This window comes from Pseudomonas grandcourensis (genome assembly GCF_039909015.1).
Classification (GTDB): Bacteria; Pseudomonadota; Gammaproteobacteria; order Pseudomonadales; family Pseudomonadaceae; genus Aquipseudomonas; species Aquipseudomonas grandcourensis.
In genome coordinates this window covers 1,265,643-1,291,037 of the sequence record NZ_CP150919.1, presented here as the reverse complement: position 1 = coordinate 1,291,037, position 25,395 = coordinate 1,265,643, and the positions used below count along the sequence as shown (strand labels likewise).

The 25,395-nt window shown below is 61.3% G+C and carries 21 protein-coding genes; 11 read left to right on the top strand and 10 right to left on the bottom strand.

What is annotated here, in order from left to right:
- Positions 1 to 18 precede the first annotated feature (18 nt).
- The 9 genes from prfB to AABM52_RS05570 all read right to left on the bottom strand — a co-directional run bounded on the left by prfB (position 19) and on the right by AABM52_RS05570 (position 10,696).
- A protein-coding gene (gene prfB / locus AABM52_RS05610; RefSeq protein WP_347910866.1) for a peptide chain release factor 2 occupies positions 19 to 1,114 on the bottom strand; the annotation gives its coding sequence in 2 pieces (ribosomal slippage) (positions 19 to 1,041 and positions 1,043 to 1,114; 1,095 coding nt in all).
- Between the two features lie 245 nt (positions 1,115 to 1,359).
- Entirely contained in the window at positions 1,360 to 2,361 is a 1,002-nt protein-coding gene (locus AABM52_RS05605; RefSeq protein ID WP_347910865.1) for a PleD family two-component system response regulator, read from the bottom strand.
- 48 nt (positions 2,362 to 2,409) lie between these two features.
- Positions 2,410 to 3,420: a chemotaxis response regulator protein-glutamate methylesterase gene (locus AABM52_RS05600; RefSeq protein WP_347910864.1), complete on the bottom strand. Its 1,011-nt coding sequence runs from the start codon at positions 3,418 to 3,420 to the stop codon at positions 2,410 to 2,412.
- Entirely contained in the window at positions 3,417 to 5,690 is a 2,274-nt protein-coding gene (locus AABM52_RS05595) for a hybrid sensor histidine kinase/response regulator (protein WP_347910863.1), read from the bottom strand. The genes AABM52_RS05600 and AABM52_RS05595 overlap by 4 nt, the downstream gene beginning before the upstream one ends.
- Entirely contained in the window at positions 5,687 to 6,367 is a 681-nt protein-coding gene (locus tag AABM52_RS05590) for a chemotaxis protein CheW (RefSeq protein WP_347910862.1), read from the bottom strand. The genes AABM52_RS05595 and AABM52_RS05590 overlap by 4 nt, the downstream gene beginning before the upstream one ends.
- Positions 6,364 to 7,635, bottom strand: a complete 1,272-nt coding sequence (locus AABM52_RS05585) for a CheR family methyltransferase (RefSeq protein ID WP_347910861.1) — start codon at positions 7,633 to 7,635, stop codon at positions 6,364 to 6,366. The genes AABM52_RS05590 and AABM52_RS05585 overlap by 4 nt, the downstream gene beginning before the upstream one ends.
- Positions 7,632 to 8,168: a chemotaxis protein CheW gene (locus tag AABM52_RS05580; RefSeq protein WP_347910860.1), complete on the bottom strand. Its 537-nt coding sequence runs from the start codon at positions 8,166 to 8,168 to the stop codon at positions 7,632 to 7,634. Before AABM52_RS05580 ends, AABM52_RS05585 begins: the two co-directional genes overlap by 4 nt.
- Positions 8,168 to 9,790, bottom strand: a complete 1,623-nt coding sequence (locus tag AABM52_RS05575) for a methyl-accepting chemotaxis protein (RefSeq protein WP_347910859.1) — start codon at positions 9,788 to 9,790, stop codon at positions 8,168 to 8,170. Before AABM52_RS05575 ends, AABM52_RS05580 begins: the two co-directional genes overlap by 1 nt.
- A 213-nt stretch (positions 9,791 to 10,003) precedes the next feature.
- The gene (locus AABM52_RS05570; RefSeq protein ID WP_347910858.1) at positions 10,004 to 10,696 is read right to left on the bottom strand and encodes a tellurite resistance TerB family protein; all 693 of its coding nucleotides are present in this window, start codon (positions 10,694 to 10,696) and stop codon (positions 10,004 to 10,006) included.
- A gap of 194 nt (positions 10,697 to 10,890) precedes the next feature.
- Between AABM52_RS05570 and AABM52_RS05565 the strand changes: the two genes are divergently transcribed.
- The 9 genes from AABM52_RS05565 to AABM52_RS05525 all read left to right on the top strand — a co-directional run bounded on the left by AABM52_RS05565 (position 10,891) and on the right by AABM52_RS05525 (position 21,880).
- Entirely contained in the window at positions 10,891 to 11,805 is a 915-nt protein-coding gene (locus AABM52_RS05565; RefSeq protein WP_007975056.1) for a LysR family transcriptional regulator, read from the top strand.
- A 102-nt stretch (positions 11,806 to 11,907) separates the two neighbouring features.
- Entirely contained in the window at positions 11,908 to 13,395 is a 1,488-nt protein-coding gene (locus AABM52_RS05560) for a gamma-aminobutyraldehyde dehydrogenase (protein ID WP_347910857.1), read from the top strand.
- 84 nt (positions 13,396 to 13,479) lie between these two features.
- Complete coding sequence (gene ydcS, locus AABM52_RS05555; RefSeq protein WP_347910856.1) at positions 13,480 to 14,631, top strand: putative ABC transporter substrate-binding protein YdcS; 1,152 nt, start codon at positions 13,480 to 13,482, stop codon at positions 14,629 to 14,631.
- 248 nt (positions 14,632 to 14,879) lie between these two features.
- The gene (locus AABM52_RS05550) at positions 14,880 to 15,914 is read left to right on the top strand and encodes an ABC transporter ATP-binding protein (RefSeq protein WP_347910855.1); all 1,035 of its coding nucleotides are present in this window, start codon (positions 14,880 to 14,882) and stop codon (positions 15,912 to 15,914) included.
- A gap of 1 nt (position 15,915) precedes the next feature.
- Entirely contained in the window at positions 15,916 to 16,863 is a 948-nt protein-coding gene (locus tag AABM52_RS05545; protein WP_347910854.1) for an ABC transporter permease, read from the top strand.
- On the top strand, positions 16,853 to 17,662 hold the full coding sequence (locus AABM52_RS05540) for an ABC transporter permease (RefSeq protein WP_347910853.1): 810 nt from the start codon (positions 16,853 to 16,855) through the stop codon (positions 17,660 to 17,662). Before AABM52_RS05545 ends, AABM52_RS05540 begins: the two co-directional genes overlap by 11 nt.
- A gap of 169 nt (positions 17,663 to 17,831) precedes the next feature.
- Positions 17,832 to 19,256 carry a gamma-aminobutyraldehyde dehydrogenase gene (locus tag AABM52_RS05535; protein WP_347910852.1) on the top strand — a complete coding sequence of 475 codons (1,425 nt, stop codon included), beginning with the start codon at positions 17,832 to 17,834 and terminating at the stop codon, positions 19,254 to 19,256.
- A gap of 227 nt (positions 19,257 to 19,483) precedes the next feature.
- Positions 19,484 to 20,968: an amino acid permease gene (locus AABM52_RS05530; protein ID WP_347910851.1), complete on the top strand. Its 1,485-nt coding sequence runs from the start codon at positions 19,484 to 19,486 to the stop codon at positions 20,966 to 20,968.
- A 405-nt stretch (positions 20,969 to 21,373) separates the two neighbouring features.
- Positions 21,374 to 21,880, top strand: a complete 507-nt coding sequence (locus AABM52_RS05525) for a Bro-N domain-containing protein (RefSeq protein ID WP_347910850.1) — start codon at positions 21,374 to 21,376, stop codon at positions 21,878 to 21,880.
- A 62-nt stretch (positions 21,881 to 21,942) separates the two neighbouring features.
- Here the strand turns inward: AABM52_RS05525 and AABM52_RS05520 are convergent, their stop codons facing one another.
- On the bottom strand, positions 21,943 to 22,128 hold the full coding sequence (locus AABM52_RS05520; RefSeq protein ID WP_046041279.1) for a hypothetical protein: 186 nt from the start codon (positions 22,126 to 22,128) through the stop codon (positions 21,943 to 21,945).
- A gap of 417 nt (positions 22,129 to 22,545) precedes the next feature.
- Between AABM52_RS05520 and AABM52_RS05515 the strand changes: the two genes are divergently transcribed.
- Both AABM52_RS05515 and AABM52_RS05510 read left to right on the top strand, forming a co-directional pair.
- The gene (locus AABM52_RS05515) at positions 22,546 to 24,174 is read left to right on the top strand and encodes a glucan biosynthesis protein D (RefSeq protein WP_347910849.1); all 1,629 of its coding nucleotides are present in this window, start codon (positions 22,546 to 22,548) and stop codon (positions 24,172 to 24,174) included.
- 277 nt (positions 24,175 to 24,451) lie between these two features.
- Positions 24,452 to 25,366, top strand: coding sequence for a glutamate/aspartate ABC transporter substrate-binding protein (locus tag AABM52_RS05510; RefSeq protein ID WP_347910848.1), 915 nt, complete (start codon positions 24,452 to 24,454; stop codon positions 25,364 to 25,366).
- Positions 25,367 to 25,395: the final 29 nt, after the last annotated feature.

The window sequence follows — 25,395 nt, the reverse complement described above, 5'->3', positions numbered from 1 at the left end:
GATCCTGTATTGCGTCTTTTACAGCCCGGATTTCAGGCTCGCTTCCAGGTATTCGTCGATGTCGCCATCGAGCACCTTGTCACAGTCGCTGCGTTCGATGTTGGTGCGCAGATCCTTGATCCGCGAGGCATCGAGCACGTACGAACGGATCTGATGACCCCAGCCGATATCGGACTTGGTGTCTTCCAGCGCCTGGGACGCCGCGTTGCGCTTCTGTATTTCCTGCTCGTACAACCTGGCCCGCAGCATTTTCATGGCGGTGTCTTTGTTGGCGTGCTGGGAACGTTCGTTCTGGCAGCTGACCACGGTGTTGGTCGGTACGTGGGTGATACGTACGGCCGAGTCGGTGGTGTTTACGTGCTGACCACCGGCACCCGAGGAACGATAGGTGTCGATCCGCAGGTCTGCCGGGTTGATTTCGATTTCCACCTTGTCATCGATCTCTGGCGAGACGAACACCGCGGAGAACGAGGTGTGGCGACGGTTGCCGGAGTCGAACGGGCTCTTGCGCACCAGACGGTGCACGCCGATCTCTGTCCGCAACCAGCCAAAGGCGTATTCGCCCTTGATGTGCACGGTCGCGCCCTTGATCCCGGCGACTTCACCGGCGGACAGTTCCATGATGGTCGCGTCGAAACCGCGTTTGTCGGCCCAGCGCAGGTACATGCGCAGCAGAATGTTGGCCCAGTCCTGGGCTTCGGTGCCGCCGGAACCGGCCTGGATGTCCAGGTAGGCGTTGTTCGGGTCCATTTCGTGGCTGAACATGCGGCGGAATTCCAGCTTGGCCAGACTTTCCTCAAGACGGGCCAGCTCGGCGACGACATCGCCCGCTGCGCCTTCGTCGTTTTCTTCGACGGCCATGTCCAGCAGGTCGCGGCAATCGGCCAGACCGGTGTTCAGCTCGTCGAGGGTATCGACGATCTGCGCCAGCGCAGCGCGCTCGCGGCCCAGTTCCTGGGCGTATTCAGGTTTGTTCCAGACACTCGGATCTTCAAGCTCGCGATTGACTTCGGTCAGACGCTCATGCTTTTGATCGTAGTCAAAGATACCCCCGAATAGTTTCGGAGCGCTCGGACAGGTCCTTGATGGTGTTCAGGATCGGGTTGATTTCCATGACGGGCAGCACTCGTTGGCGAACTTTTGAAAGCCGACGAGTATACCGGGAAACGGCCGGCAACGGCAGTCCGCTTGGCTGAAAAGACGGGGTTGCAGACGTTCTTTACAGCGATTGAGACCATTGTGGGAGCGAGCTTGCTCGCGATGACGGCGTGTCAGTCCATGGAACTATCGACTGACACAACGCCATCGCGAGCAAGCTCGCTCCCACAGGGCTTTGCGTCGCTCAGGAATTAGGGTAGATCACTCCACGCCCACCTGATTACGCCCATTGTTCTTCGCCAAATACAGCCCCTTGTCCGCCGCCAGGATCAGGTCGCGGCAGTTGCTGCCCGCTTTCGGCGTGATGGTCGACAGGCCGATGCTGATGGTCAGGCTCGAACCTTCGGTGGGCGAGTTATGCGGGATCTTCAGAGCAGCCACGGTCTGGCGCAGCTTCTCGGCCACCAGCCGTGCACCGCCCTGGGAGGTATTGGGCAGTACCAGCGCGAACTCTTCGCCGCCGTAGCGGGCCGGCAGGTCCGAAGGCCGGGCGCTGGCGTCCTTGATCGCCGTGGCGACCTTGCGCAGGGCTTCATCGCCTTCCAGGTGGCCGAAGCTGTCGTTGTAGGCCTTGAAATAGTCCACGTCGATCATCAGCAACGACAACTGGCTCTGCTCACGCAGCGAACGGCGCCACTCCAGTTCCATGTATTCATCGAAGTGCCGACGGTTCGACAACCCCGTCAGGCCATCGGAGTTCATCAGGCGTTGCAGCACCAGGTTGGTGTCGAGCAATTGCTGCTGGCTGACCCGCAGCGCGCGGTACGCCGCGTCCCGTTGCAGCAGGGTCATGTAGGAGCGCGAGTGATAGCGAATGCGTGCGACCAGTTCGATGTTGTCCGGCAGCTTGACCAGATAATCGTTGGCCCCGGCCGCAAAGGCCGCGCTCTTGATCAACGGGTCTTCCTTGGTCGACAGGACGATGATCGGAATGTCCTTGGTCGCCGGGTGATTGCGGTACTCGCGCACCAGGCTCAGGCCGTCCAGACCGGGCATGACCAGATCCTGCAGGATCACTGTCGGCTTGATGCGCACCGCGTGGGCGATGGCCTGGTGCGGGTCGGCGCAGAAGTGGAAATCGATGTTCTCTTCGTTCGACAGGCCGCGACGCACGGCTTCGCCGATCATGGCCTGATCGTCCACCAGCAACACCATGGCGGCGTTTTCGTCGGTCTTGAAGTCGTCGAGTTGTAATTCAGTCATGTGCGGTCACCTGAGTACTACCTGAGCCAGGAATGAGGGAAAATGTGCTCATTTGGCGAAAATCTCCAGCAATCGTGGCGCTATCTTGTCCAGCGGGCGAATTTCCACGGCAGCGTCGATGGCTGCGGCCGCCTTCGGCATGCCGTACACCGCACTGCTGTTTTGGTCTTGTGCGATGGTCAGGTAGCCCTGTTGGCGCATGAGTTTAAGCCCTTGGGCGCCATCACGCCCCATGCCTGTGAGCAAAACTCCTACGGCGTCGCCATTCCAGTAACTGGCCACGCTCTCGAAGAACACATCGATGGAGGGCCGGTAGATCTCGTTGACCGGTTCGGCGGTGTAGGCCAGCGTGCCGTTTTTCAGCAAGCGAATATGATGATTGGTGCCGGCCAGCAACACTGCGCCGCTTTGCGGCGGCTCGCCTTCCTGGGCCAGGCGCACGTCGAGGCCGCTGGCGCTGCCGAGCCACTCGGCCATGCCGGCGGCAAACACCTGGTCAACGTGCTGCACCAGCACGATGGCCGGAGAGAAATCACGCGGCAGCCCTTTGAGCAAGACTTCCAGCGCTGCCGGCCCACCCGCGGATGAGCCAATGGCGATCAGGCTCCGGCGAGAGCCCGAACTGCGCAACGGTGCCGGCGCCGGGCGCGGGCGATTGCCCTTGTCACCGATCAGCCAACTAATATTCAAGATCTTGCGCAACAACGGCGCGGCCGCTTCCTGGGCATTGCCGGCACCGACCGCCGGGGTGTCGACCACGTCCAGCGCACCATGGCCCATGGCCTCGAACACCCGGTGCACGTTCTGCTGGCGATCCACGGTGACGATGACGATGGCACAGGGAGTCTCGGCCATGATCCGCCGCGTGGCTTCGACGCCATCCATCACCGGCATGATCAAATCCATCAGAATCAGGTCCGGGGTGTCCTGGGCGCACTGGCGCACCGCCTCGGCGCCATTGCCGGCGACCCAGACCACCTCGTGGGTCGGCTCGAATGCCAGGGCGCGGCGCAGGGCCTCCACCGCCATGGGCATGTCGTTGACGATAGCAATCCTCATGCACGCGCTCCTCCAATGAGCTCGACCACTGCATCGAGCAAGGCGTCGTCATGAAAACTGGCCTTGGCTAGATAATAGTCGGCCCCGGCATCCAGTCCACGGCGCCGGTCCTCTTCACGATCCTTGTAGGACACCACCATCACCGGCAGCGATTGCAGGCGATTGTCCCGACGCAACAGCGTGACCAGTTCGATGCCGTCCATGCGCGGCATATCAATGTCGGTGATCAGCAGATCGAAATCCTCCGAACGCAACGCGTTCCAGCCGTCCATGCCGTCCACTGCAACCGCCACGTCGTAGCCGCGATTGAGCAACAGTTTGCGCTGCAACTCTCGCACGGTCAGGGAATCATCCACCACCAGAATTCGTTTGCGGGCCGCCTCGACCACCTGATTGCTGTGGCGGGCAATGCGCTCCAGACGACCGGTGTTGAGCAGTTTCTCCACCGATCGCAGCATGTCTTCGACATCGACGATCAGTACCACCGAACCGTCGTCGAGCAGGGCCCCGGCGGAAATGTCCTGCACTTTGCCCAGACGCTCATCCAGCGGCAGCACCACCAAGGTCCGCTCACCGATGAACCGCTCCACGGCCACGCCGTAGATCGCATCGCGCTCGCGAATCACCACGACCTTCAGGGTTTGCCCGCTGCTCTGGCTGGCCGGACGTTGCAGCAATTGACTGGCCGCCACCAGGCCGACGTGCCGGCCTTCGTGCCAGAAATGCTGGCGGCCTTCGACCTGCACGATATCCGCCGGCTCCAGGTCGCACATGCGCTCAATGTGCGCCAGCGGAAAGGCATAGGCTTCGTCGCCGACTTCCACCACGAGACTGCGCACCACCGACAGGGTCAGCGGCACTTCAAGATGGAACCGACTGCCCTCGCCCGCCGTCTGCTCCAGCACCACCGCGCCGCGCAACTGCCGGACCATGTGCTGCACCGCATCCAGGCCGACGCCGCGACCGGACACTTCGGTGACCGTGTCGCGCAGACTGAAACCGGGCAGGAACAGGAACGTCAGCAATTCCTCTTCGCTCAACTGCGCGGCGGTTTGCGCGGGCGACAGATTTCGTTCAACGATGCTGCGACGGACCTTTTCCAGGTCCACGCCGTTACCGTCATCGCTCAGTTCAAGCACCAGCAAACCGGCCTGATGGGACGCACGCAGGCGAATCAAACCTTCCGCCGGCTTGCCCGCCAGCAGGCGCTGCTCCGGGGTTTCGATGCCGTGGTCGACCGCGTTGCGCAACAAGTGAGTCAGCGGCGCTTCGAGCTTTTCCAGTACGTCGCGATCGACCTGAGTCTTATCGCCTTCAATTTCCAGCCGCACCTGTTTGCCCAGGTCGCGCCCCAGATCCCGGACCATCCGCACCTGCCCGGTCAGCACATCGGCAAACGGCCGCATGCGACAGGCCAGCGCCGTGTCGTACAACACCTGCGCCCGCTGGCTGGCATGCCAGGCGAACTCATCGAGTTCGGCGTTCTTTTCCACGAGCAATTGCTGGGACTGCGCGAGCAATCGCCGCGCATCCTCAAGGGCTTCCTGGGCCTCCAGGCTCAAGGTGTGCTCCTTGAGATGCACATTGAGACTCTCCAGTGCGCGCAGGCTGTTGCTCTGCATGCGCTTGAGTCGCTGCATGGTCGCCAGGTGCGGTTTGAGCCGCAGGGTTTCCACCAGGGATTTGCTCGATAAATCGAGCAGGCTGTTCAAACGCTCGGCGGTGACACGCAGTACACGTTCGCCGTTTTCGGTGGTGCGTTTGGTCTTGCGTGGGGCCGATGGCGGTTCTACGGCAGACGTCAGCGGCTCGACCCGGGGCGACGGTGCTTCGAGCTGAAGTTCGGCCATCAACGGTGCGGCAGGCGCAACCAGCTGGGCCACCGGGTCCAGCAACCGCGCCATCAACGCCACGTAGGCCTCGATTTCCGCAGCCTCCGGGTTATTGCTCGGCGTGGCGATGCGCATCAGCAAGTCGGTGCCTTGCAGCAACGCATCGATATGCTCGGGGCGCAGCAACAGACGGCCTTCCTGGGCACTGACCAGGCAATCTTCCATCACATGGGAGACGCTGACCCCGGCGTCGACACCGACGATCCGCGCCGCCCCCTTGAGCGAGTGCGCGGCACGCATGCACGATTCAAGTTGATCGGCCTGGGTCGGGTCGCGCTCAAGCGCCAGCAGGCCGGCGCTCAAGACCTGGGTCTGGGCTTCGGCCTCCAGGCTGAACAGCTCCAGCAAAGAGGCGTCGCGCATTTGCTCGGGGGTCATGTGAGGCTCCGGGTCACGGCGGACAGCAGCTGTTCTTCATCCAGCCAACGCAGGCTGCGACCTTTGAATTGCAACACGCCACGGGTGTATTTGGCGCTGGCCTGAGCACCCGAGCGCGATGCTGTATCGAGGATGCGCTCGTCGATGGCGTGAATCCCGTCGACTTCGTCCACCGGCACCACCACCGGCCCGCCGTGGGCCGCGATGATCAGCATGCGCGGCATAACCCGCGCACCGGGTGCCACGTTGCCGGCGCCGTCGAGCCCGAGCAGCTCCACCAGCGACAGACAGGCGACCAGCGCGCCACGCACATTCGCCACGCCGAGCAAGGCCCGGGAACGTTGATGCGGCAAAGAGTGAATCGCTTGCAGCGGCGCCACCTCTACCAGGCTACGGGTCGCAAGCCCCAGCCACTCCTCGCCCAGCCGGAACATCAATAGCGAGCGGGTTTTCACCTCGCTCTCGACTGCGACCGACACGGGCCCGCGATCTTCCTGCTGCATTGCATAGCGATCGAGCAAGCGTGTGGCGGCGGCCGAATACACCGCACAATTGCGGCAATGAATATGCTCGCTGAGCAGCGGGCAGGACTTGTCGCCGTGGATACCGATGCGGTTCCAGCAATCGTCGATGGCCTGGGCATCCCGGGTGACGCTAAAGGTGTCGGAGGCGATCATCGTTTACGCTCACTGTCGGCGGCGCGTGCGCTGCGGGCGGCACGCTCCTGCAATCGTCTGGCTCCCATCGCGTCGCCCTGGGCCTGCAGCAATGCGGCCAGATGCATCAACGCTTCGGGATGTTGCGGTTCGAGGTACAACGCCTTGCGATAAAACCCCTGGGCTTCCAGGGTATTGCCAGCCACATCGCTGAGCAGTCCCAACCAATAAAAGACCTGGGCCACCGGTTCATGGCTGCGCAAGTAGCTTTCACACGCCGCTCGCGCCTCGGCGCTTTTGCCTTCGTTGGCCAGCGCGGCGATGTTCGCCAGCAGCACGGCCGTATCGGTGCCAGGCGTTTTCGGCGCAGTCGCCAGCGGCACGACACTGGCGAACGGGCGACTGCGTACTGGCGCAGGCGGTGGATTGCGCAGCGGTTGCGGCACCGGCAAGGGTGCAGGAACGAATGTCGGCAAGGGATCAGGGTCCGCAGTGCCCTGTCGACTGAACGCGAAGGACTGCGGGACTCCGATCGAACGCATCCCCAAACGCCCCAGCAGACTGCCTTCGGCCGGGCCGATAAACAGCACGCCGTCAACGTGGGTCAGGCACTTGAGCACTTCGAAGACTTGCTTCTGGGTTGGCTGGTCGAAATAGATCAGCAGGTTGCGACAAAACACGAAATCGAAGGGCGGTTCACCAGCCAGCAAGGCCGGATCCAGAAGGTTGCCGACCTGCAGGCGCACTTGCTCGAGCACCCGCTGATTGAGGCGATAGCTCTCGCCTTCGGCGATGAAATGACGGTCGCGAAACGCAATGTCGTCACCCCGGAAAGAGTTCTTGCCGTACAACGCCCGACGGGCTTTTTCCACTGACAACGGGCTGACGTCCAGGCCGTCGACCTTGAACTGGTACGGTTTGAGCCCGGCATCGAGCAACGCCATGGCGATCGAGTACGGTTCTTCACCGGTGGAGCACGGCAGGCTGAGAATCCGCAGTGCGCGCAGGTTGTTGATTTCGGCCAGACGCTTGCCCGCCAGTTTCGCCAGGGTGACAAAAGACTCCGGATAGCGGAAGAACCAGGTTTCCGGAACGATCACCGCTTCGATCAATGCCTGCTGCTCATCCCGCGAGCCCTGCAAGGTGCGCCAATATTCATCGGCCGAGACTGCTTGCGAAACGATGCTGCGCTGGCGCACCGCTCGCTCGATGATCGCTTGCCCGACCGAGGTCACGTCGAGTCCGATGGTTTCCTTGAGGAAATCGAAAAACCGCTGATCGCTGTTCATGGCCGCTCCTGCAGCAGTACCGGATCCATTGGCGGCGAGGGAAACAGCAAGGCGCGCACCTGATTGTCCAGCAGATCGCCGACCCGTACCCATTGCAGCAAGCCCTGCTCGTCCTTGCGCACCGGCCCGAGGTAAGGCGCCTGGCGGTTGTCCAGGCCGTAGGGCTGAAAATCCGCCGGATCGCAGCGCAAGGTGTCAGTCGCCTGTTCCAGAATCAGCCCGAGCAGCTGCGTCTCGGCGGTTTCGTCCGGGCGATAGTTGACCAGCACCAGCCGCGTGCTGGTACGGGCCTGTGCCGGCGTACCAAAGGTCAGTGCGCTCAAGTCGATGACCGGCACCACTGTGCCCCGATAGGCGAACACCCCGGCAACCCAGGTGGGGGCATGGGGAATGGGCTTCAAGGGCAGACGCGGCAGCACTTCAGCCACTTCGATGGCCTTCAAGGCATAGCGCTCGCTGCCGATGCGAAACACCAGAAACAAAGCGTGCAGCGTCTGCTTCACGGCAGAGCGTTTGGCCGTGATTTCGCTCATCAGACTTTGAATCGCGAAACGCCGCTGCGCAGCCCGACGGCCACCTGGCTCAGCTCATCGATGGCGAAACTGGCCTGACGCAGAGATTCGACGGTCTGGCTGCTGGCATCACCCAACTGCACCAGCGCGTGGTTGATCTGCTCGGCACCGGTGGCCTGGGCCTGCATGCCTTCGTTGACCATCAGCACCCGCGGCGCCAGCGCCTGGACCTGATGGATGATCTGCGACAACTGCTCGCCGACCTGCTGCACCTCGGACATGCCGCGACGTACCTCTTCAGAGAACTTGTCCATGCCCATGACCCCGGCCGACACTGCCGACTGGATCTCGCGCACCATCTGCTCAATGTCGTAGGTGGCGACAGCGGTCTGGTCCGCCAGGCGCCGCACTTCGGTGGCGACCACGGCAAAACCGCGCCCGTATTCCCCGGCTTTCTCGGCTTCGATGGCGGCGTTGAGCGACAACAGGTTGGTCTGGTCGGCGACCTTGACGATGGTCACCACCACCTGATTGATGTTGCCGGCCTTCTCGTTGAGGATCGCCAGCTTGGCGTTGACCAGATCGGCCGCGCCCATCACTGAGTGCATGGTTTCTTCCATGCGCGCCAGGCCCTGCTGCCCGGAACCGGCAGCCACGGAAGCCTGATCGGCGGCAGTGGAGACTTCGGTCATGGTGCGCACCAGATCCCGGGAAGTGGCGGCGATCTCACGGGAAGTCGCACCGATTTCCGTGGTGGTGGCGGCAGTTTCGGTGGCGGTGGCTTGTTGCTGCTTGGACGTTGCGGCGATCTCGGTCACCGACGTGGTCACCTGCACCGACGAACGCTGGGCCTGGGACACCAGAGACGTGAGCTCGGACATCATGTCGTTGAAACCGGTCTCTACCGCGCCGAATTCGTCCTTGCGCTCCAGGTTCAGGCGGCTGCTGAGATCGCCGGTGCGCATGATTTCGAGGATTTTCACGATGCGGTTCATCGGCGCCATGATGGCGCGCATCAAAAGCAAACCGCAGAGGCCGGCAGCCAGGACAGCCACCAGCAGGGAAATGCCCATGCTGATTTTTGCCGCAAGCACGGCATCGTCGATGGCGGCCATTTCGTGGTCGGCCACCAATTTGTTTTCGCGGAGGATGTCGTTGAGCTTCGCGCGACCTGCGGTCCAGACCGGGGTCAGTTGCTCGGTGAACAACTTGAGAGCCTCGGCTTCCTGGTTGCGGCTGTGCAGATCGAGCACTGCCGTCAGAATCCTGCTGAACTCCTCGTGCCGTTGTTCGAAAGCGGCAAACTCGACCTTGTCTTCATCGGTCGTGATGGTGTTGCGGTAGTTACCTATCTGCTCCAGCAGACGCACTTCGAAAGCCTTGAATTCCGCAGCGTCTTCACTGCTGATGCCCTGCCCTTCTTTCAAGCCGAGCATTTCCTGAGTCTGCAGGAAAGTGTCGACCCAGGCGCTACGAATCATCGAACTGTAATAAACCCCCGGCAAAGCGTCGTCCCGCATGCTGGCTTCGCTCTCTTCGATCCTCAGCAATCGCGAATAGGAGAGGACCACCATCAGCAACATGATGGCGATAATTACCGCAAAGCTCGCCAAAATGCGTTGGCGCAACGTCCAGTTCTTCACAGTCAATCCTCGGGGGCTGATACGAAATGCGGGGAGTATAGCCGAGGGCGGTGTTTCATTTATAAGACGGTTGCGCACCGCTTCTCATCCCGTTGAAAAAAGGCGGGATGGATGCCGGGGGATTGGGCAGAAAGGGACCGTGCAATGGTCATTGGGGAGGTGTTGTGGCCGAAAACGCCATCGCGAGCAAGCTCGCGATGGCGCACTAAAGGTTTACAGAGAAGCCTGGCGAACCTGCTTCTCCAGTTCGGCCTTCAACCCCGGCTCCAACTTGAGCTGGCGCGCCAGTTCATCGAGGTAGGCCTTCTCCATGAAGTTTTCCTCGTCCACCATCATCACGCTGGCGATGTACATCTCGGCGGCGATTTCCGGGGAGCGGGCGGCGCGGGCGACATCGCTCGGGTCCAGCGGCTTGTTGAGCTCGGCGTGCAGCCAGTGTTGCAGCTCCTGGTCGTTGTCGAGCCGGGTGAATTCGCCTTCGATCAAGGCCCGCTCACGCGCATCGACATGACCGTCAGCCTTGGCCGCGGCCACCAGCGCCTTGAGAATCGCCTGGCTGTGCAGTTCGACTTGCGCGGTCGGCACGCGGTCCAAAGTTTGCGGTTGCGTAGCGGCTGCACCGCCCTGCTGCGCCTGCCAGTTGCCATAGGCTTTATAAGCCAGCGCGCCCAACGCGGCGAGACCGCCGTAGACCGCAACCTTGCCCCCGACTTTACGGGCCTTTTTGCTGCCGAGCAGCAAACCCATCGCGCCTGCCGCCAACGCCCCGCCACTCGCGCCGGAGAGCAAACTGCCGAGGGCACTGGTGCCACCGCTCGCGCCCTTTTGCTGCTGGCTGCCGGCCTTGTTCTGCAACAGGTCCTGGCCGGACTTGAGTAGTTGATCGAGCAATCCACGGGTGTTCATTTACCGCCTCCACAAGACGTTTAACCTGAAACCAGGACCACCAGCCTAAAACGAAAGTGCCCACGCTCCGTGGGCGAGAGTGCTTCCAGATGTTGCATTGCCTCGATGCACCCAATGCCGCTTGCGCCGGCCTATCAGAAAAAAAGATATACACTCTCGCCAATCGATAAAAACAGCCCACCGGGTACTTTCCCATGATGACCTTGCGTCAGATCCGTCATTTCATCGCCGTGGCCGAGACCGGCTCGATCTCGGCCGCCGCACAAACCGCGTTCATTTCCCAGTCGACCCTGACCCTGGCGATCCAGCAACTGGAGGAGGAAATCGGCGTCAGCCTGTTCAGCCGCCACGCCAAGGGCATGACCCTGACCCATCAGGGGCATCAATTCCTGCGTCAGGCGCACTTGATCCTGGCCACGGTGGATAACGCAAAGCGCAGCCTGCAACAGAGCACCGATCAGGTTGCCGGGCAACTGATCGTCGGCGTGACCAGCCTGGTGGCCGGCTATTACCTGGCGGATCTGCTCACCCGCTTCCAGCGCGCCTACCCCAATGTGGAAATCCGCGTGATGGAGGATGAGCGCCCGTACATCGAGCATTTGCTGGTCAGCGGCGAGATCGATGTCGGCGTGTTGATCCTGTCCAACCTCGAAGACCGCCACGCCCTGCAGACCGAAGTGTTGACCCATTCGCCGCACCGGCTATGGCTGCCGGCCCAGCACCCGTTGCTGGAGCACGACAGCATCAACCTCGCCGACGTGGCCCGCGAGCCATTGATTCAACTGAACGTCGATGAAATGGACCGCAACGCCCAACGCATGTGGTCCGCCGCCTCGCTGCAACCGCGCATCACCCTGCGCACGGCTTCGACCGAAGCGGTGCGAAGCCTGGTGGCCGCCGGGCTGGGCGTATCGATCCAGCCGGACATGACCTATCGCCCGTGGTCACTGGAGGGCGACATCATCGAAGCGCGGCCGATTGCCGACCTCAGCCAGACCCTGGATGTCGGCCTGGCGTGGCGTCGCGGCACCGCGCGGCCAGCGCTGGTGGACCCCTTCCTCACGGTCGCCCGCGAACAACCTCACGGCGGGCGCAAGCCATCTATTTAATCGAACGCCACCTTCAGTATTTAGTATTTGTTGTCCTCGGGTCCGCGAACTAGTCTTGTTACATCTATATAAGACGGCCGGGCCCCAATCACTGGGAACACCATGGCTACACAAGAAAAGAGAACCCGAAAAATGGCTGGCGCGCAGACCCCGTTGTTCACCGCATTGTTGATCGATGGTGAATTGGTTGCCGGTCAAGGCTGCGTCGAGCCGATTCTCAACCCGGCCACCGGCGAAGTCATCACACAGATCGCCGAAGCCAGCACCGAGCAAGTCGAAGCCGCCATCCTCGCCGCCCACCGTGCCTTTGCCGGTTGGTCGCGCACCACGCCACAGCAACGCTCGAACCTGTTGCTGGAGATCGCCAACGCCATCGAAAAAAACGCCGACCTGCTGGCCCGCCTCGAGTCCATGAACTGCGGCAAGCCGCTGCACCTGGCCCGTCAGGACGACTTGAGTGCCACGGTCGATGTGTTCCGCTTCTTCGCCGGTGCCGTGCGTTGCCAGACCGGCCAGCTCAGCGGCGAATACCTGCCGGGCTACACCAGCATGGTCCGGCGCGATCCTATCGGGGTCGTGGCGTCGATTGCGCCGTGGAACTACCCGATCATGATGGCCGCGTGGAAAATCGCCCCGGCCCTCGCCGCCGGCAACACTCTGGTGTTCAAGCCGTCGGAACACACACCGCTGTCGATCCTGGCCCTGGCCCCCGCGCTGGCCGAAATCCTGCCGCGCGGTGTAATCAACATCGTTTGCGGTGGCGGCGAAGGCGTCGGCAGCCATTTGGTCAGCCATCCAAAGATCCGCATGGTGTCGCTGACCGGCGATATCGTCACCGGCCAAAAAATCCTCCAGGCCGCATCGAAAACGCTCAAACGCACCCACCTCGAACTCGGCGGCAAAGCCCCGGTGATCGTCTGCAACGATGCCGACATTCAGGCCGTGGTCGAAGGTGTGCGCACTTACGGCTATTACAACGCCGGCCAGGATTGCACCGCCGCTTGCCGAATTTATGCCCAGGCCGGGATTCATGACCGTCTGGTGGCCGAGCTCGGCGCAGCCGTCAGCAGCCTGCGTTTTGCCGGCAAACGCGACGCCGACAACGAAATCGGCCCGCTGATCAGCACCCGCCAGCGTGACCGCGTGGCCAGTTTTGTCGAGCGCGCCCTGGGCCAGCCGCATATCGAGCGGGTGACCGGCGCGGCGGTGCACTCCGGCGCCGGCTTCTATTACCAGCCGACCCTGCTCGCCGGTTGCAAGCAAAGTGACGAGATCGTCCAACGCGAAGTGTTCGGGCCGGTGGTCACCGTCACTCGTTTCGATGAGCTGGAACAAGCGGTGGACTGGGCCAACGATTCGGAATACGGCCTGGCCTCGTCGGTCTGGACCCAGAACCTCGACAAGGCCATGCAGGTCGCGGCGCGCTTGCAGTACGGCTGCACCTGGATCAACAGCCACTTCATGCTGGTCAGCGAAATGCCCCATGGCGGCCTGAAACGCTCTGGCTACGGCAAAGACCTGTCCAGCGATTCGCTTCAGGACTACAGCGTGGTGCGACACATCATGGCCCGCCATGGCGAGCATCTCTGACTACGCTAATAACAAGCCACCAACGGCATGCTTCACCACGTTCAAAACACTGCCCCGACCATAATTAAAGAAGAGGGAATTCCCATGTTCGTGCACAAGACCGCACTGCTCAGTGCAATCACCACCGCGCTGCTGGCCAGCGCCAGTCTCCAGGCCGCCGAGCCGCTCAAAGCTGTCGGGGCGGGCGAAGGCCAACTGGATATTGTGGCCTGGCCCGGCTACATCGAACGTGGCGAGAGCGACAAGGCCTACGACTGGGTGACCGGTTTCGAGAAGGAAACCGGCTGCAAGGTCAACGTCAAGACGGCGGCCACCTCCGATGAAATGGTCAGCCTGATGGCCAAGGGCGGTTACGACCTGGTCACCGCATCCGGCGATGCGTCCCTGCGCCTGATCGTCGGCAAGCGTGTGCAGCCGATCAACACCGCGTTGATCCCGAACTGGAAAAACCTCGACCCGCGCCTCAAGGATGGACCCTGGTACGTGGTCAACAAGCAGACCTACGGCACCCCGTATCAGTGGGGCCCGAACGTGCTGATGTACAACACCAACGTGTTCAAGACCGCGCCCACCAGCTGGGGCGTGCTGTTCAACGCGGAAAACCTGCCAGACGGCAAGCCGAACAAGGGCCGCGTGCAGGCCTATGACGGCCCGATCTACATCGCCGACGCGGCGCTGTACCTGAAGACCGCCAAGCCGGAACTGGGCATCCAGAACCCCTACGAACTGACCGAAGCCCAGTACAAGGCCGTGCTCGACCTGCTGCGCGCCCAACAGCCGCTGATCCACCGCTACTGGCATGACACGACCGTGCAAATGAGCGACTTCAAGAACGAAGGCGTGGTCGCCTCCGGCGCCTGGCCATATCAGGTCAACGGGCTGATGAACGAGAAGCAGCCAATCGCCTCGACCATCCCGAAAGAAGGCGCCACCGGCTGGGCCGACACCACCATGATGCATGCCGAAGCCAAGCACCCGAACTGCGCCTACAAGTGGATGGACTGGTCGCTGCAACCGAAAGTCCAGGGTGACGTAGCGGCCTGGTTCGGCTCGCTGCCAGCGGTTCCGGCGGCGTGCAAGGAGAGCGAACTGCTCGGCGCCGAAGGCTGCAAGACCAACGGTTTCGACCAGTTCGACAAGATCGCCTTCTGGAAAACCCCGCAGGCTGAAGGCGGCAAGTTCGTGCCGTACAGCCGCTGGACCCAGGACTACATCGCGATCATGGGCGGCCGCTGACACACCGCTCAACTGTGGCAAAGGAGCTTTTGTGGCGAGGGGGCTTGCCCCCGTTGGAGGGCGAAGCCCTCCTCTAACCAGTCGACAAACCGCGATCTCCGCTTTCAGGGCTGCTGCGCAGCCCAACGGGGGCAAGCCCCCTCGCCACAGTCAGTATTCCAGCTACACATGCGCGAACACGATTCAGCTTTTTCAGAAGTCCAGGCAGGGCCGCTGCGACGGCCTTCGCCTTTTTGGAGCACCGCACCATGACGCTTGCAGTCCAGTTCACCAACGTTTCCCGTCTATTCGGCGAAGTGAAAGCCGTAGACCGGGTTTCCATCGACATCCAGGACGGCGAGTTCTTCTCCATGCTGGGGCCGTCCGGCTCGGGCAAGACCACCTGTTTGCGCCTGATCGCCGGTTTTGAACAACCGAGCGCAGGTTCCATCCGAATTCATGGCGAAGAGGCCGCCGGCCTGCCGCCGTACCAGCGCGACGTGAACACCGTGTTCCAGGATTACGCACTGTTCCCGCACATGAACGTGCGCGACAACGTCGCCTACGGCTTGAAGGTCAAAGGCATCGGCAAGACCGAGCGCCTCAAGCGTGCCGAAGAATCCCTGGAGATGGTTGCCCTCGGCGGCTACGGCGACCGTAAGCCGGTGCAACTCTCCGGCGGTCAGCGCCAGCGTGTGGCCCTGGCCCGCGCCTTGGTCAATCGTCCACGGGTGCTGCTGCTCGACGAACCCCTCGGTGCACTCGACCTGAAGTTGCGCGAGCAAATGCAGGGCGAGTTGAAGAAGCTGCAACGCCAACTCGGCATCACCTTCATCTTCGTCACCCACGACCAGACCGAAGCACTGTCGATGTCCGACCGCGTGGCCGTGTTCAACAAGGGCCGCATCGAACAAGTCGATAGTCCGCGCAACCTGTACATGAAACCGGCCACCACCTTCGTGGCGGAATTCGTCGGCACTTCCAACGTGATTCGCGGCGAGCTGGCCAAGCAACTCAGTGGCAATCCGCAGCCGTTCTCGATTCGCCCGGAACACGTGCGTTTCGCCGAAGGCCCGCTGGCCAGTCACGAGATCGAAGTCAGCGGTTTGCTGCACGACATCCAGTACCAGGGCAGCGCCACCCGCTACGAACTGAAACTGGAAAACGGCCAGACCCTGAACATCAGCAAGGCCAACAACCAGTGGCTGGACACCTGCGCCCAACACCAGACCGGGCAGCGCCTCAACGCACGCTGGGCGCGGGAAGCGATGGTCCAGTTGCACGACACCGTTGGCGGGGTGTGAGATGAGCACCTTGGCTATTTCTCAAACCTCGTCAGGCGGCTCGCCGTTGCGCAGGTTTTCCAACCTGTTGTACCGCCGGCCGAACCTGTACCTGTCGATGCTGCTGGTGCCGCCGCTGCTGTGGTTCGGCGCGATCTACCTCGGCTCGTTGCTGACGCTGCTGTGGCAAGGCTTCTACACCTTCGACGACTTCACCATGGCGGTCACTCCCGACCTGACCCTGGCGAACTTCGCCGCACTGTTCCAGCCGTCGAACTTCGACATCATCCTGCGCACCCTGGGCATGGCGATTGTGGTGTCGATTGCCAGCGCCATCGTCGCGTTCCCGATTGCCTACTACATGGCGCGCTACACCACCGGCAAGACCAAGGCGTTTTTCTACATCGCGGTGATGATGCCGATGTGGGCCAGTTACATCGTCAAGGCCTACGCCTGGACGCTGCTGCTGGCCAAGGGCGGCGTGGCGCAGTGGTTCGTGCAGCACCTGGGGCTGGAGCCGGTCCTGCAGTTCGTGCTGGGCATTCCGGGCGTCGGCGGCAGCACCTTGTCGACCTCGCACCTGGGGCGTTTCATGGTGTTCGTCTACATCTGGCTGCCGTTCATGATCCTGCCGATCCAGGCCTCGCTGGAACGCCTGCCGCCGTCGCTGCTGCAAGCCTCCGCCGACCTCGGTGCCAAGCCGCGCCAGACCTTCACGCAAGTGATTCTGCCGCTGTCGATCCCGGGCATTGCCGCAGGTTCGATCTTCACCTTCTCGCTGACCCTGGGCGACTTCATCGTGCCGCAACTGGTCGGCCCGCCCGGCTACTTCGTCGGCAGCATGGTGTACGCCCAGCAAGGTGCGATCGGCAACATGCCGATGGCAGCCGCCTTCACCCTGGTGCCGATCGTGCTGATCGCCATCTACCTGTCCATCGTCAAACGTCTGGGGGCCTTCGATGCACTCTGAAAAGGCTTCAATCGGGCTGCGTATCGCCGCCTGGGGCGGGCTTGTGTTCCTGCACTTCCCGATCCTGATCATCTTCCTGTACGCCTTCAACACCGAAGATGCGGCGTTCAGCTTTCCACCCAAGGGCTTCACCCTGAAATGGATCGGCGTAGCGTTCTCGCGACCGGACGTGCTCGAAGCGATCAAGCTGTCGTTGCAGATCGCCTCGATTGCCACGCTGATCGCCATGGTCCTTGGCACGCTGGCGTCCGCCGCGCTGTACCGCCGGGACTTCTTCGGCAAGCAAGGCATCTCGCTGATGCTGATCCTGCCGATTGCCCTGCCGGGGATCATCACCGGGATCGCGCTGCTGGCGACCTTCAAGACACTGGGGATCGAGCCGGGGATGTTCACCATCATCGTCGGCCACGCGACCTTCTGCGTGGTGATCGTCTACAACAACGTCATCGCCCGCTTGCGCCGCACCTCCCACAGCTTGATCGAGGCCTCGATGGACCTCGGCGCCGACGGCTGGCAGACCTTCCGCTACATCGTCCTGCCAAACCTTGGCTCGGCGTTGCTGGCCGGCGGCATGCTGGCGTTTGCCCTGTCGTTCGACGAAATCATCGTCACCACCTTCACCGCCGGCCATGAACGCACCCTGCCGTTGTGGCTGCTCAACCAGCTCAGCCGCCCACGGGACGTACCGGTGACCAACGTCGTGGCGATGCTGGTGATGCTGGTGACCATGCTGCCGATTCTCGGCGCCTATTACCTGACCCGTGGTGGCGAAAGCGTTGCGGGTAGTGGTGGGAAATAACCGAGTAACCACTGAAGGAACCGAATCCCTGTAGGAGTGAGCCTGCTCGCGATGACTGACTGTCATTCAATAGTGATGTCGACTGTAAGACCGCTATCGCGAGCAGGCTCACTCCTACATTTAGATCCGGTTCAGGCAGAAAAATAAAAGTGTTAGTGAGGACAGAACCATGCAAACCAAACTACTGATCAACGGCCAACTGCAAGACGGCGAAGGCCCCGCCCAACCCGTATTCAACCCGGCCTTGGGCCGGGTGCTGGTGGAAATCAACGAAGCCAGCGAAGCCCAGGTCGATGCCGCCGTACGCGCCGCCGACGCCGCGTTCGACAGCTGGTCGCATACCCCGCCGAAAGAGCGTTCGCTGCTGCTGCTCAAACTGGCCGATGCCATCGAAGCCCACGGCGAAGAGCTGGCCAAGCTGGAATCGGACAACTGCGGCAAGCCTTACAGCGCTGCGCTGAACGACGAGATCCCGGCGATTGCCGACGTGTTCCGTTTCTTCGCTGGCGCCAGCCGCTGCATGAGCGGTTCGGCCGGTGGCGAGTACCTGCCGGGCCACACCTCGATGATCCGCCGCGACCCGGTCGGCGTGATCGCCTCCATCGCGCCGTGGAACTACCCACTGATGATGGTCGCCTGGAAAATCGCCCCGGCCCTGGCTGCCGGTAACACCGTGGTGCTCAAGCCGTCGGAACAAACCCCGCTGACCGCCCTGCGCCTGGCCGAACTGGCGTCGGAAATCTTCCCGGCCGGTGTACTCAACCTGGTGTTCGGCCGTGGTCCTACCGTCGGTAGCCCGCTGGTGACCCACCCGAAAGTGCGCATGGTGTCGCTGACCGGTTCGATTGCCACCGGTTCGAACATCATTTCCAGCACCGCCGACAGCGTCAAACGCATGCACATGGAACTGGGCGGCAAAGCCCCGGTGATTATCTTCGACGACGCCGACATCGATGCCGCCGTCGAAGGCATCCGCACCTTCGGTTTCTACAACGCAGGCCAGGACTGCACCGCCGCCTGCCGCATCTATGCCCAGGAAGGCATCTACGACAAGTTCGTGGAGAAACTCGGCGCCGCCGTCAGCAGCATCAAGTACGGCTTGCAGGATGATCCGTCGACCGAACTCGGCCCGCTGATCACCGCGCAACACCGCGACCGAGTTGCCGGTTTCGTCGAGCGCGCCATCGCCCAGCCGCACATCCGCTTGATCACTGGCGGCAAGGTAGTTGAGGGCAATGGTTTCTTCTTCGAACCGACCGTGTTGGCCGATGCACAACAAGACGACGAGATCGTCCGTCGCGAAGTGTTCGGGCCAGTGGTGTCGGTCACCAAATTCAGCGATGAAGCGCAGGTGCTGGGTTGGGCCAACGATTCGGACTACGGCCTGGCCTCCTCCGTGTGGACCGCCGACGTCGGCCGCGCCCATCGCCTGGCAGCGCGCTTGCAGTACGGCTGCACCTGGGTGAATACGCACTTCATGCTCGTCAGTGAAATGCCTCACGGCGGTCAGAAACTGTCCGGCTATGGCAAGGACATGTCCATGTACGGGCTGGAGGACTACACCGTAGTGCGGCATGTGATGTTCAAGCATTAAGAAAAGCATCGCGAGCAGGCTCGCTCCTACAGTTGATCGCATTCCCCTGTAGGAGCGAGCCTGCTCGCGATGGCGTCACCGCAACCTCAAGGAAGAAACCGGCACCAGCACCACCAGGCTCCACCCCAAAGAAGACAAAACAATAACCACCGATCCGGGCGGCGCCCCCAAGGCCCCGCCACGGTTTCGGACATCCGAAATCTGCCGATTTTCCGGAGCAATCACACATGAGTGCATCACCCGATCTCTCTGCAGCCCTTGCCGACAGCGATGCCGAGCAACTGCGCAAACTCGGTTACACCTCCAACTTCAATCGCAGCATGAGCCTATGGGAGAACTTCGCCCTGGGCTTCACCTACCTGTCCCCGGTGGTCGGGGTGTATACCCTGTTCGGCCTGTGCCTGGCCGCAGGCGGGCCACCGATGTTCTGGGCCTATTTGCTGGTCGGTTGCGGCCAATTGCTGGTGTGCCTGATCTTTGGTGAAGTGGTTTCGCAGTTCCCGATTTCCGGCGGTGTGTACCCGTGGGCCCGTCGTCTGGTGGGCAAGCGCTGGGCGTGGATGGTCGGCTGGATCTACTCCATCGCCCTGTGCGTAACCATCGCCGCCGTTGCCGTCGGTGCCGGTCCGTACCTCGCCGCCATGATGGGCTTTGAACCGAGCAACAACACCAACATCATCATCGCCCTGTTCCTGACGTTGTTCGCCACCCTGGTCAACCTCAGCGGCACCAAAGTGCTGGCGCGGATCGCCATGTTCGGCTTCCTCTGCGAACTGGTGGGCGCGGTGATCGTCGGCGTTTACCTGCTGATTTTCGAGCGTCATCAGCCCATCAGCGTGTTGTTCAACACCTTCGATATCAGTGTCGACGGCTCGTACCTGCCGGCCTTCCTCACCGCGTCGCTGGCGGGGATGTTCCTGTACTACGGCTTCGAGGCTTGCGGCGACGTGGCCGAAGAAACCCCGAACCCGAGCAAGAAAATCCCGGTGGCCATGCGCATGACCATCTACATCGGCGGCATCGCAGCGATGTTCGCCTGCCTGGCGCTGATCCTGGCCGTACCGGACATGCAAGCGGTGATCAACGGCACCGACAAGGACCCAGTCACCACCATTCTCAACAACGCCTTCGGCCCGGTCGGTTCGAAAGTGGTGATGGGTGTGGTGATGATTTCCTTCATCTCCTGCGTGATCAGCCTGCAAGCGGCGGCCAGTCGTCTGCTGTATTCCTACGCCCGTGATGAAATGGTCATCGGCAGCCGACTGCTGAAAAAGATTTCCCCTACAACCCAGGTTCCTGTCGCGGCCCTGTTCGTCTCCGGCGTCCTGCCGGCGCTGATCATCATCCTCGGCTTCTTCCTGCAGGACGCAGTCGCCACTATCGTCAGCTTCGCGGCCATCGGCATCTACCTGGCGTTCCAGATGATCGTGCTCGCGGCCCTGTACGCCCGCATGAAGGGCTGGAAACCAAGCGGCAAATTCACCCTCGGCGCCTGGGGCTGGGCGGTGAACATCGGCGCACTGGTCTATGGTGTCGGTGCCATCATCAACATGGCCTGGCCACGCACCCCGGATGCCGCGTGGTACATCAACTATGCCATGGTACTGAGCACGGCCATCGTCATTGGCCTGGGCCTGCTCTACATGTGGATCGCCAAGCCGTATGACCACGGTACGGCACCTGCGGGGGATGCATGGAAGGTTAGTCACTAATGAAAATCGCCCCGGGATCAAGTGCGATCTCGGGGCGAGTTCTGTCCAGTGCAAACACAGGAAATTCCTACAGGCGCAGCCTTCCTGAAAAACCCTCGTTTCCTACAACAAGCGTCGCCAGAGTAGACTTGGCGCCGCGAGTGCCTGACCGATAGGCTTTGTTCCGTCGCTGCCAAATCAGCGGCCCGGAGTCGAAGCCGGAACAAGTCAAAACGGTGCTCGTGTGCCCCCATAGAACTGTGGCTGTTTTATGCCTTCAGTTCTGCTTTATGGCGGGCCGTGTGGCGCGGGCCTTCCGGCTTCCGTTTTGATTGGAAGTGTCCCGGCTTCGAACGTCACTCGGTCCGCCACCCAACCTGTCGAAAGGTTGGTGGCGACTTTCCAAGCCAAAACGGAAATCACGCCATGCCAATGCATCCTCAAAGCTCGCCTGTTCCCTATTTCGATCCCTCCGTCTTCACCCGCCACAACCGTTTCCTCCATGCCTTCATGCAAGACAACCAAGCCTGGCTCTGTGTTCAGGACCTTGGGCGCCTGATGGGCAAACCCCTGAATGAACGGCTCACCCTGAAACTCGACCCCGACCAACGTCGCACCGTCTGGCTGCGCAAGGACGGCAAAACGATCGAAACCCTGATAGTCAGCGAATCAGGCATGTACGCCTTGCTGGTCCACCACTTCGTCCCGGAAAACCGCAATCTGCGCCAGTGGTTGAGCAACGAAGTCATACCCTCGCTGCGTGATGCGAAATCAGAGCCTGTGGAAAACCTGCCAAGCCTGAGCTCCTTGAATTGGGCCGGAGTTTCGGTGCCCTTGCTGCACTACCAACATCACGCCTGGATCAAGTGGCGAGACATGCCTGAGCTGATGCAGGTACAGCGACCTTTCCCAATCGCAGGCACCTGCCGTTGAAGGGATAAATCGAGCTGGAAAAAAGGGACAGACTTCACAGTCCGTCCCTTTGGGTTGCCTGCTCAAAACCTCGAAACACTCCTCATCGCATCCACCAGATACCTCATCGCGATCCTGTCGCTCTCCGACAGTTCCCGATAGCGTTCCACCAGTTTCATTTCCTCGCTGTTGAGCCGGCGTCTTCGTCGCCCCAGGGCCAGACACGGAAAGATTCCCAACATTTCGGTGATGCCTTGTACTTTCGACATGGACGATGTCCTTCTAAACGTCAAAGAAAACTGCAAAAAACCGCATCGCCCTATCCCTTTTTCAGCAGCGGCTGGGTGCCCACTGAACCGCACCGGTCCGAAGGGCATAAACCGGTCATGTGCACAGAATAGAAATATTCCGGGCGCTGAAAAGCGGTTTTTAGAGTAATTAGTCGAAAAAAGCAGAAATGCCCTGTAAATCAGAAACCCCTGTCGGAATTGTTTCCCGACATGTCTTGTTTCATTGCCGAGCCGGCGCAGTGCCACCAATCAATTTTGCTCTGCAATCGAACGGTTTAAGCTGTCGGGCATCTGTTTAAAAGTCCGTTGCGTTTGGCCGAAGGCATGTCCGAACCGATATTTCTGATCCAGCACGTGCCAGGAACGGCGCGGGATTGTTCACGACAGGTTGTATTTATGCACCGCAGGAACTTGCTCAAAGCCTCCATGGCCATCGCCGCCTACACCGGTTTGTCCGCCACGGGCCTGTTGGCCGCCAAGGCCTGGGCCGCCGGCGGCGGAACCGCTGATGGCGAGGCCACCGCGTTCGATTTCGAGGCGCTGAAGCTCCAGGCCAAACAGCTCGCCAGCAATCGCTACCAGGACACCAAGCAACAGTTGCCGCCGACCCTGGCGACCATGACGCCGCAGAACTTCAATGCGATCCGCTACGACGGCAATCATTCGTTGTGGAAAGAGCTCAAGGGCCAGCTGGACGTGCAGTTCTTCCACGTCGGCATGGGGTTCAAGCAGCCGGTGCGCATGTACAGCGTCGATCCGAAAACCCGGATGGCCCGCGAGGTGCATTTCCGCCCGTCGCTGTTCAACTATGAAAACACCACGGTCGACACCGCACAGCTCAAGGGCGACCTGGGTTTCTCCGGCTTCAAGTTGTTCAAGGCACCGGAACTGGACAAACACGACGTCGTGTCTTTCCTCGGCGCCAGTTACTTCCGTGCGGTGGACGCCACCGGCCAATACGGCTTGTCGGCCCGCGGGCTGGCCATCGACACCTACGCCAAGAAGCGCGAAGAATTTCCCGATTTCACCAAGTTCTGGTTCGAGACACCGGACAAGGACAGCACCCGCTTCGTGGTCTACGCCCTGCTCGACTCGCCGAGCGCCACCGGTGCCTACCGCTTCGATATCGACTGCCAGGCCGAGCGCGTGGTGATGGAGATCGATGCCCACGTCAACGCCCGCACCGCCATCGACCAGTTAGGCATCGCGCCGATGACCAGCATGTTCAGTTGCGGCACCCACGAGCGCCGCATGTGCGACACCATCCACCCGCAAATCCACGACTCCGACCGCCTGGCCATGTGGCGAGGCAACGGCGAGTGGGTCTGCCGCCCGCTGAACAACCCGGCCACCCTGCAATTCAATGCCTTCGCCGATACCGACCCGAAGGGCTTCGGCCTGGTGCAGACCGACCACGAGTTCGCCAGCTATCAGGACACCGTCGACTGGTACAGTCGCCGCCCGAGCCTGTGGGTAGAACCGACCACCGCATGGGGCGAAGGCTCGGTCGATCTGCTGGAGATACCGACCACCGGCGAGACCATGGACAACATCGTCGCCTTCTGGACCCCGAAGAAACCGGTGGCGGCCGGCGACTCGCTGAACTACGGCTACAAGCTGTACTGGAGCGCATTGCCGCCAGTCGGAACGCCGTTGGCGCGGGTCAACGCGACCCGTTCGGGCATGGGCGGTTTCACCGAAGGCTGGGCGCCAGGCGAGCATTACCCGCCAGTCTGGGCCCGTCGTTTTGCCGTGGACTTCACTGGCGGCGGCCTGGACCGCTTGCCTGAAGGCGCGGGCATCGAGCCTGTAGTCACTTGCTCGAACGGCGAGGTCAAGGATTTCAGCGTGCTCAAGCTCGATGACATCAAGGGCTACCGCATCCTGTTTGACTGGTACCCGACCAATGACAGCGTCGAGCCTGTCGAGCTGCGCCTGTTCATCCGCACCAACGACCGCACGCTGAGTGAAACCTGGTTGTACCAGTACTTCCCGCCAGCGCCGGACAAGCGCAAATACACCTGACACCCGAGTAGCACCCCGCCACCATTCGGTTTTCCGAACGCGACCTGCAGGTCGGTTCGGTTAACCGGATCATTTCACTGAAATTTCAGTGCAAAAAATATTTAATTCCATTAAAAATCAATACTTTGATCAATTGCGACTGGTCTGGCACGAGTCATGCTCTACACTTCTTCGACGAATGTCCTTTGCGCCGACTCTCAATAGCGCTCAGGTGTTTTGCAGCACAAAAGGGCCGATCAACTGGCTCCATAAAAAAAACAATGTCGAGGAAAATTTGATGCGCATCGTTCCCCATATCCTGGGCGCAGCCATTGCTGCCGCTCTGATCAGCACGCCAGTTTTCGCCGCCGAACTCACCGGCACCCTGAAGAAGATCAAAGAGTCCGGCGTCATCACCCTCGGGCATCGCGACGCTTCCATTCCGTTTTCCTACATCGCGGATGCTTCCGGCAAACCGGTCGGCTACTCCCACGACATCCAGTTGAAAGTCGTCGAAGCGCTGAAAAAAGACCTCGACATGCCGAACCTCCAGGTCAAGTACAACCTGGTGACCTCGCAAACCCGTATCCCGCTGGTGCAGAACGGCACCGTGGACCTCGAGTGCGGCTCCACCACCAACAACGTCGAGCGTCAGCAGCAAGTTGACTTCTCCGTTGGCATCTTCGAAATCGGTACTCGCCTGCTGTCCAAGGCAGACTCCAAGTACAAGGATTTCCCTGATCTGGCCGGCAAGAACGTCGTGACCACCGCCGGCACCACGTCCGAGCGCATCCTCAAGGCGATGAACGCCGACAAGCAGATGGGCATGAACGTCATCTCCGCCAAAGACCACGGCGAGTCGTTCCAGATGCTGGAAACCGGCCGCGCAGTGGCCTTCATGATGGACGACGCCCTGCTGGCCGGTGAAGCTGCCAAGGCCAAGAAGGCAAGCGACTGGGCCGTGACCGGCACTCCACAGTCCTACGAAATCTACGGCTGCATGGTGCGCAAAGGCGACGAACCGTTCAAAAAGGCTGTGGATGACGCCATCAAGGCCACCTACGCATCGGGCGAGATCAACAAGATCTACGAAAAATGGTTCATGCAACCTATCCCGCCAAAAGGCCTGAACCTGAACTTCCCGATGAGCAACGAGCTCAAGGCCCTGATCGCCAATCCGACCGATAAAGCGGCTGACGACAAGAAGTCCTGATTTCTGACTAACCTTATCTCCTGAAAGGG

Excerpts from the sequence above, each read along its gene's own strand:
- AABM52_RS05595 (WP_347910863.1), bottom strand. The coding sequence starts at position 5,690 with ATGACCCCCGAGCAAATGCGCGACGCCTCTTTGCTGGAGCTGTTCAGC.
- AABM52_RS05550 (WP_347910855.1), top strand. The coding sequence starts at position 14,880 with ATGACGCTTGCAGTCCAGTTCACCAACGTTTCCCGTCTATTCGGCGAA.
- AABM52_RS05515 (WP_347910849.1), top strand. The coding sequence starts at position 22,546 with ATGCACCGCAGGAACTTGCTCAAAGCCTCCATGGCCATCGCCGCCTAC.
- AABM52_RS05525 (WP_347910850.1), top strand. The coding sequence starts at position 21,374 with ATGCCAATGCATCCTCAAAGCTCGCCTGTTCCCTATTTCGATCCCTCC.
- AABM52_RS05580 (WP_347910860.1), bottom strand. The coding sequence starts at position 8,168 with ATGAGCGAAATCACGGCCAAACGCTCTGCCGTGAAGCAGACGCTGCAC.
- AABM52_RS05600 (WP_347910864.1), bottom strand. The coding sequence starts at position 3,420 with ATGAGGATTGCTATCGTCAACGACATGCCCATGGCGGTGGAGGCCCTG.
- AABM52_RS05545 (WP_347910854.1), top strand. The coding sequence starts at position 15,916 with ATGAGCACCTTGGCTATTTCTCAAACCTCGTCAGGCGGCTCGCCGTTG.
- AABM52_RS05540 (WP_347910853.1), top strand. The coding sequence starts at position 16,853 with ATGCACTCTGAAAAGGCTTCAATCGGGCTGCGTATCGCCGCCTGGGGC.
- AABM52_RS05520 (WP_046041279.1), bottom strand. The coding sequence starts at position 22,128 with ATGTCGAAAGTACAAGGCATCACCGAAATGTTGGGAATCTTTCCGTGT.
- AABM52_RS05530 (WP_347910851.1), top strand. The coding sequence starts at position 19,484 with ATGAGTGCATCACCCGATCTCTCTGCAGCCCTTGCCGACAGCGATGCC.
- AABM52_RS05560 (WP_347910857.1), top strand. The coding sequence starts at position 11,908 with ATGGCTACACAAGAAAAGAGAACCCGAAAAATGGCTGGCGCGCAGACC.
- AABM52_RS05565 (WP_007975056.1), top strand. The coding sequence starts at position 10,891 with ATGATGACCTTGCGTCAGATCCGTCATTTCATCGCCGTGGCCGAGACC.
- AABM52_RS05590 (WP_347910862.1), bottom strand. The coding sequence starts at position 6,367 with ATGATCGCCTCCGACACCTTTAGCGTCACCCGGGATGCCCAGGCCATC.
- AABM52_RS05605 (WP_347910865.1), bottom strand. The coding sequence starts at position 2,361 with ATGACTGAATTACAACTCGACGACTTCAAGACCGACGAAAACGCCGCC.
- ydcS (WP_347910856.1), top strand. The coding sequence starts at position 13,480 with ATGTTCGTGCACAAGACCGCACTGCTCAGTGCAATCACCACCGCGCTG.
- AABM52_RS05585 (WP_347910861.1), bottom strand. The coding sequence starts at position 7,635 with ATGAACAGCGATCAGCGGTTTTTCGATTTCCTCAAGGAAACCATCGGA.
- AABM52_RS05510 (WP_347910848.1), top strand. The coding sequence starts at position 24,452 with ATGCGCATCGTTCCCCATATCCTGGGCGCAGCCATTGCTGCCGCTCTG.
- AABM52_RS05570 (WP_347910858.1), bottom strand. The coding sequence starts at position 10,696 with ATGAACACCCGTGGATTGCTCGATCAACTACTCAAGTCCGGCCAGGAC.
- AABM52_RS05535 (WP_347910852.1), top strand. The coding sequence starts at position 17,832 with ATGCAAACCAAACTACTGATCAACGGCCAACTGCAAGACGGCGAAGGC.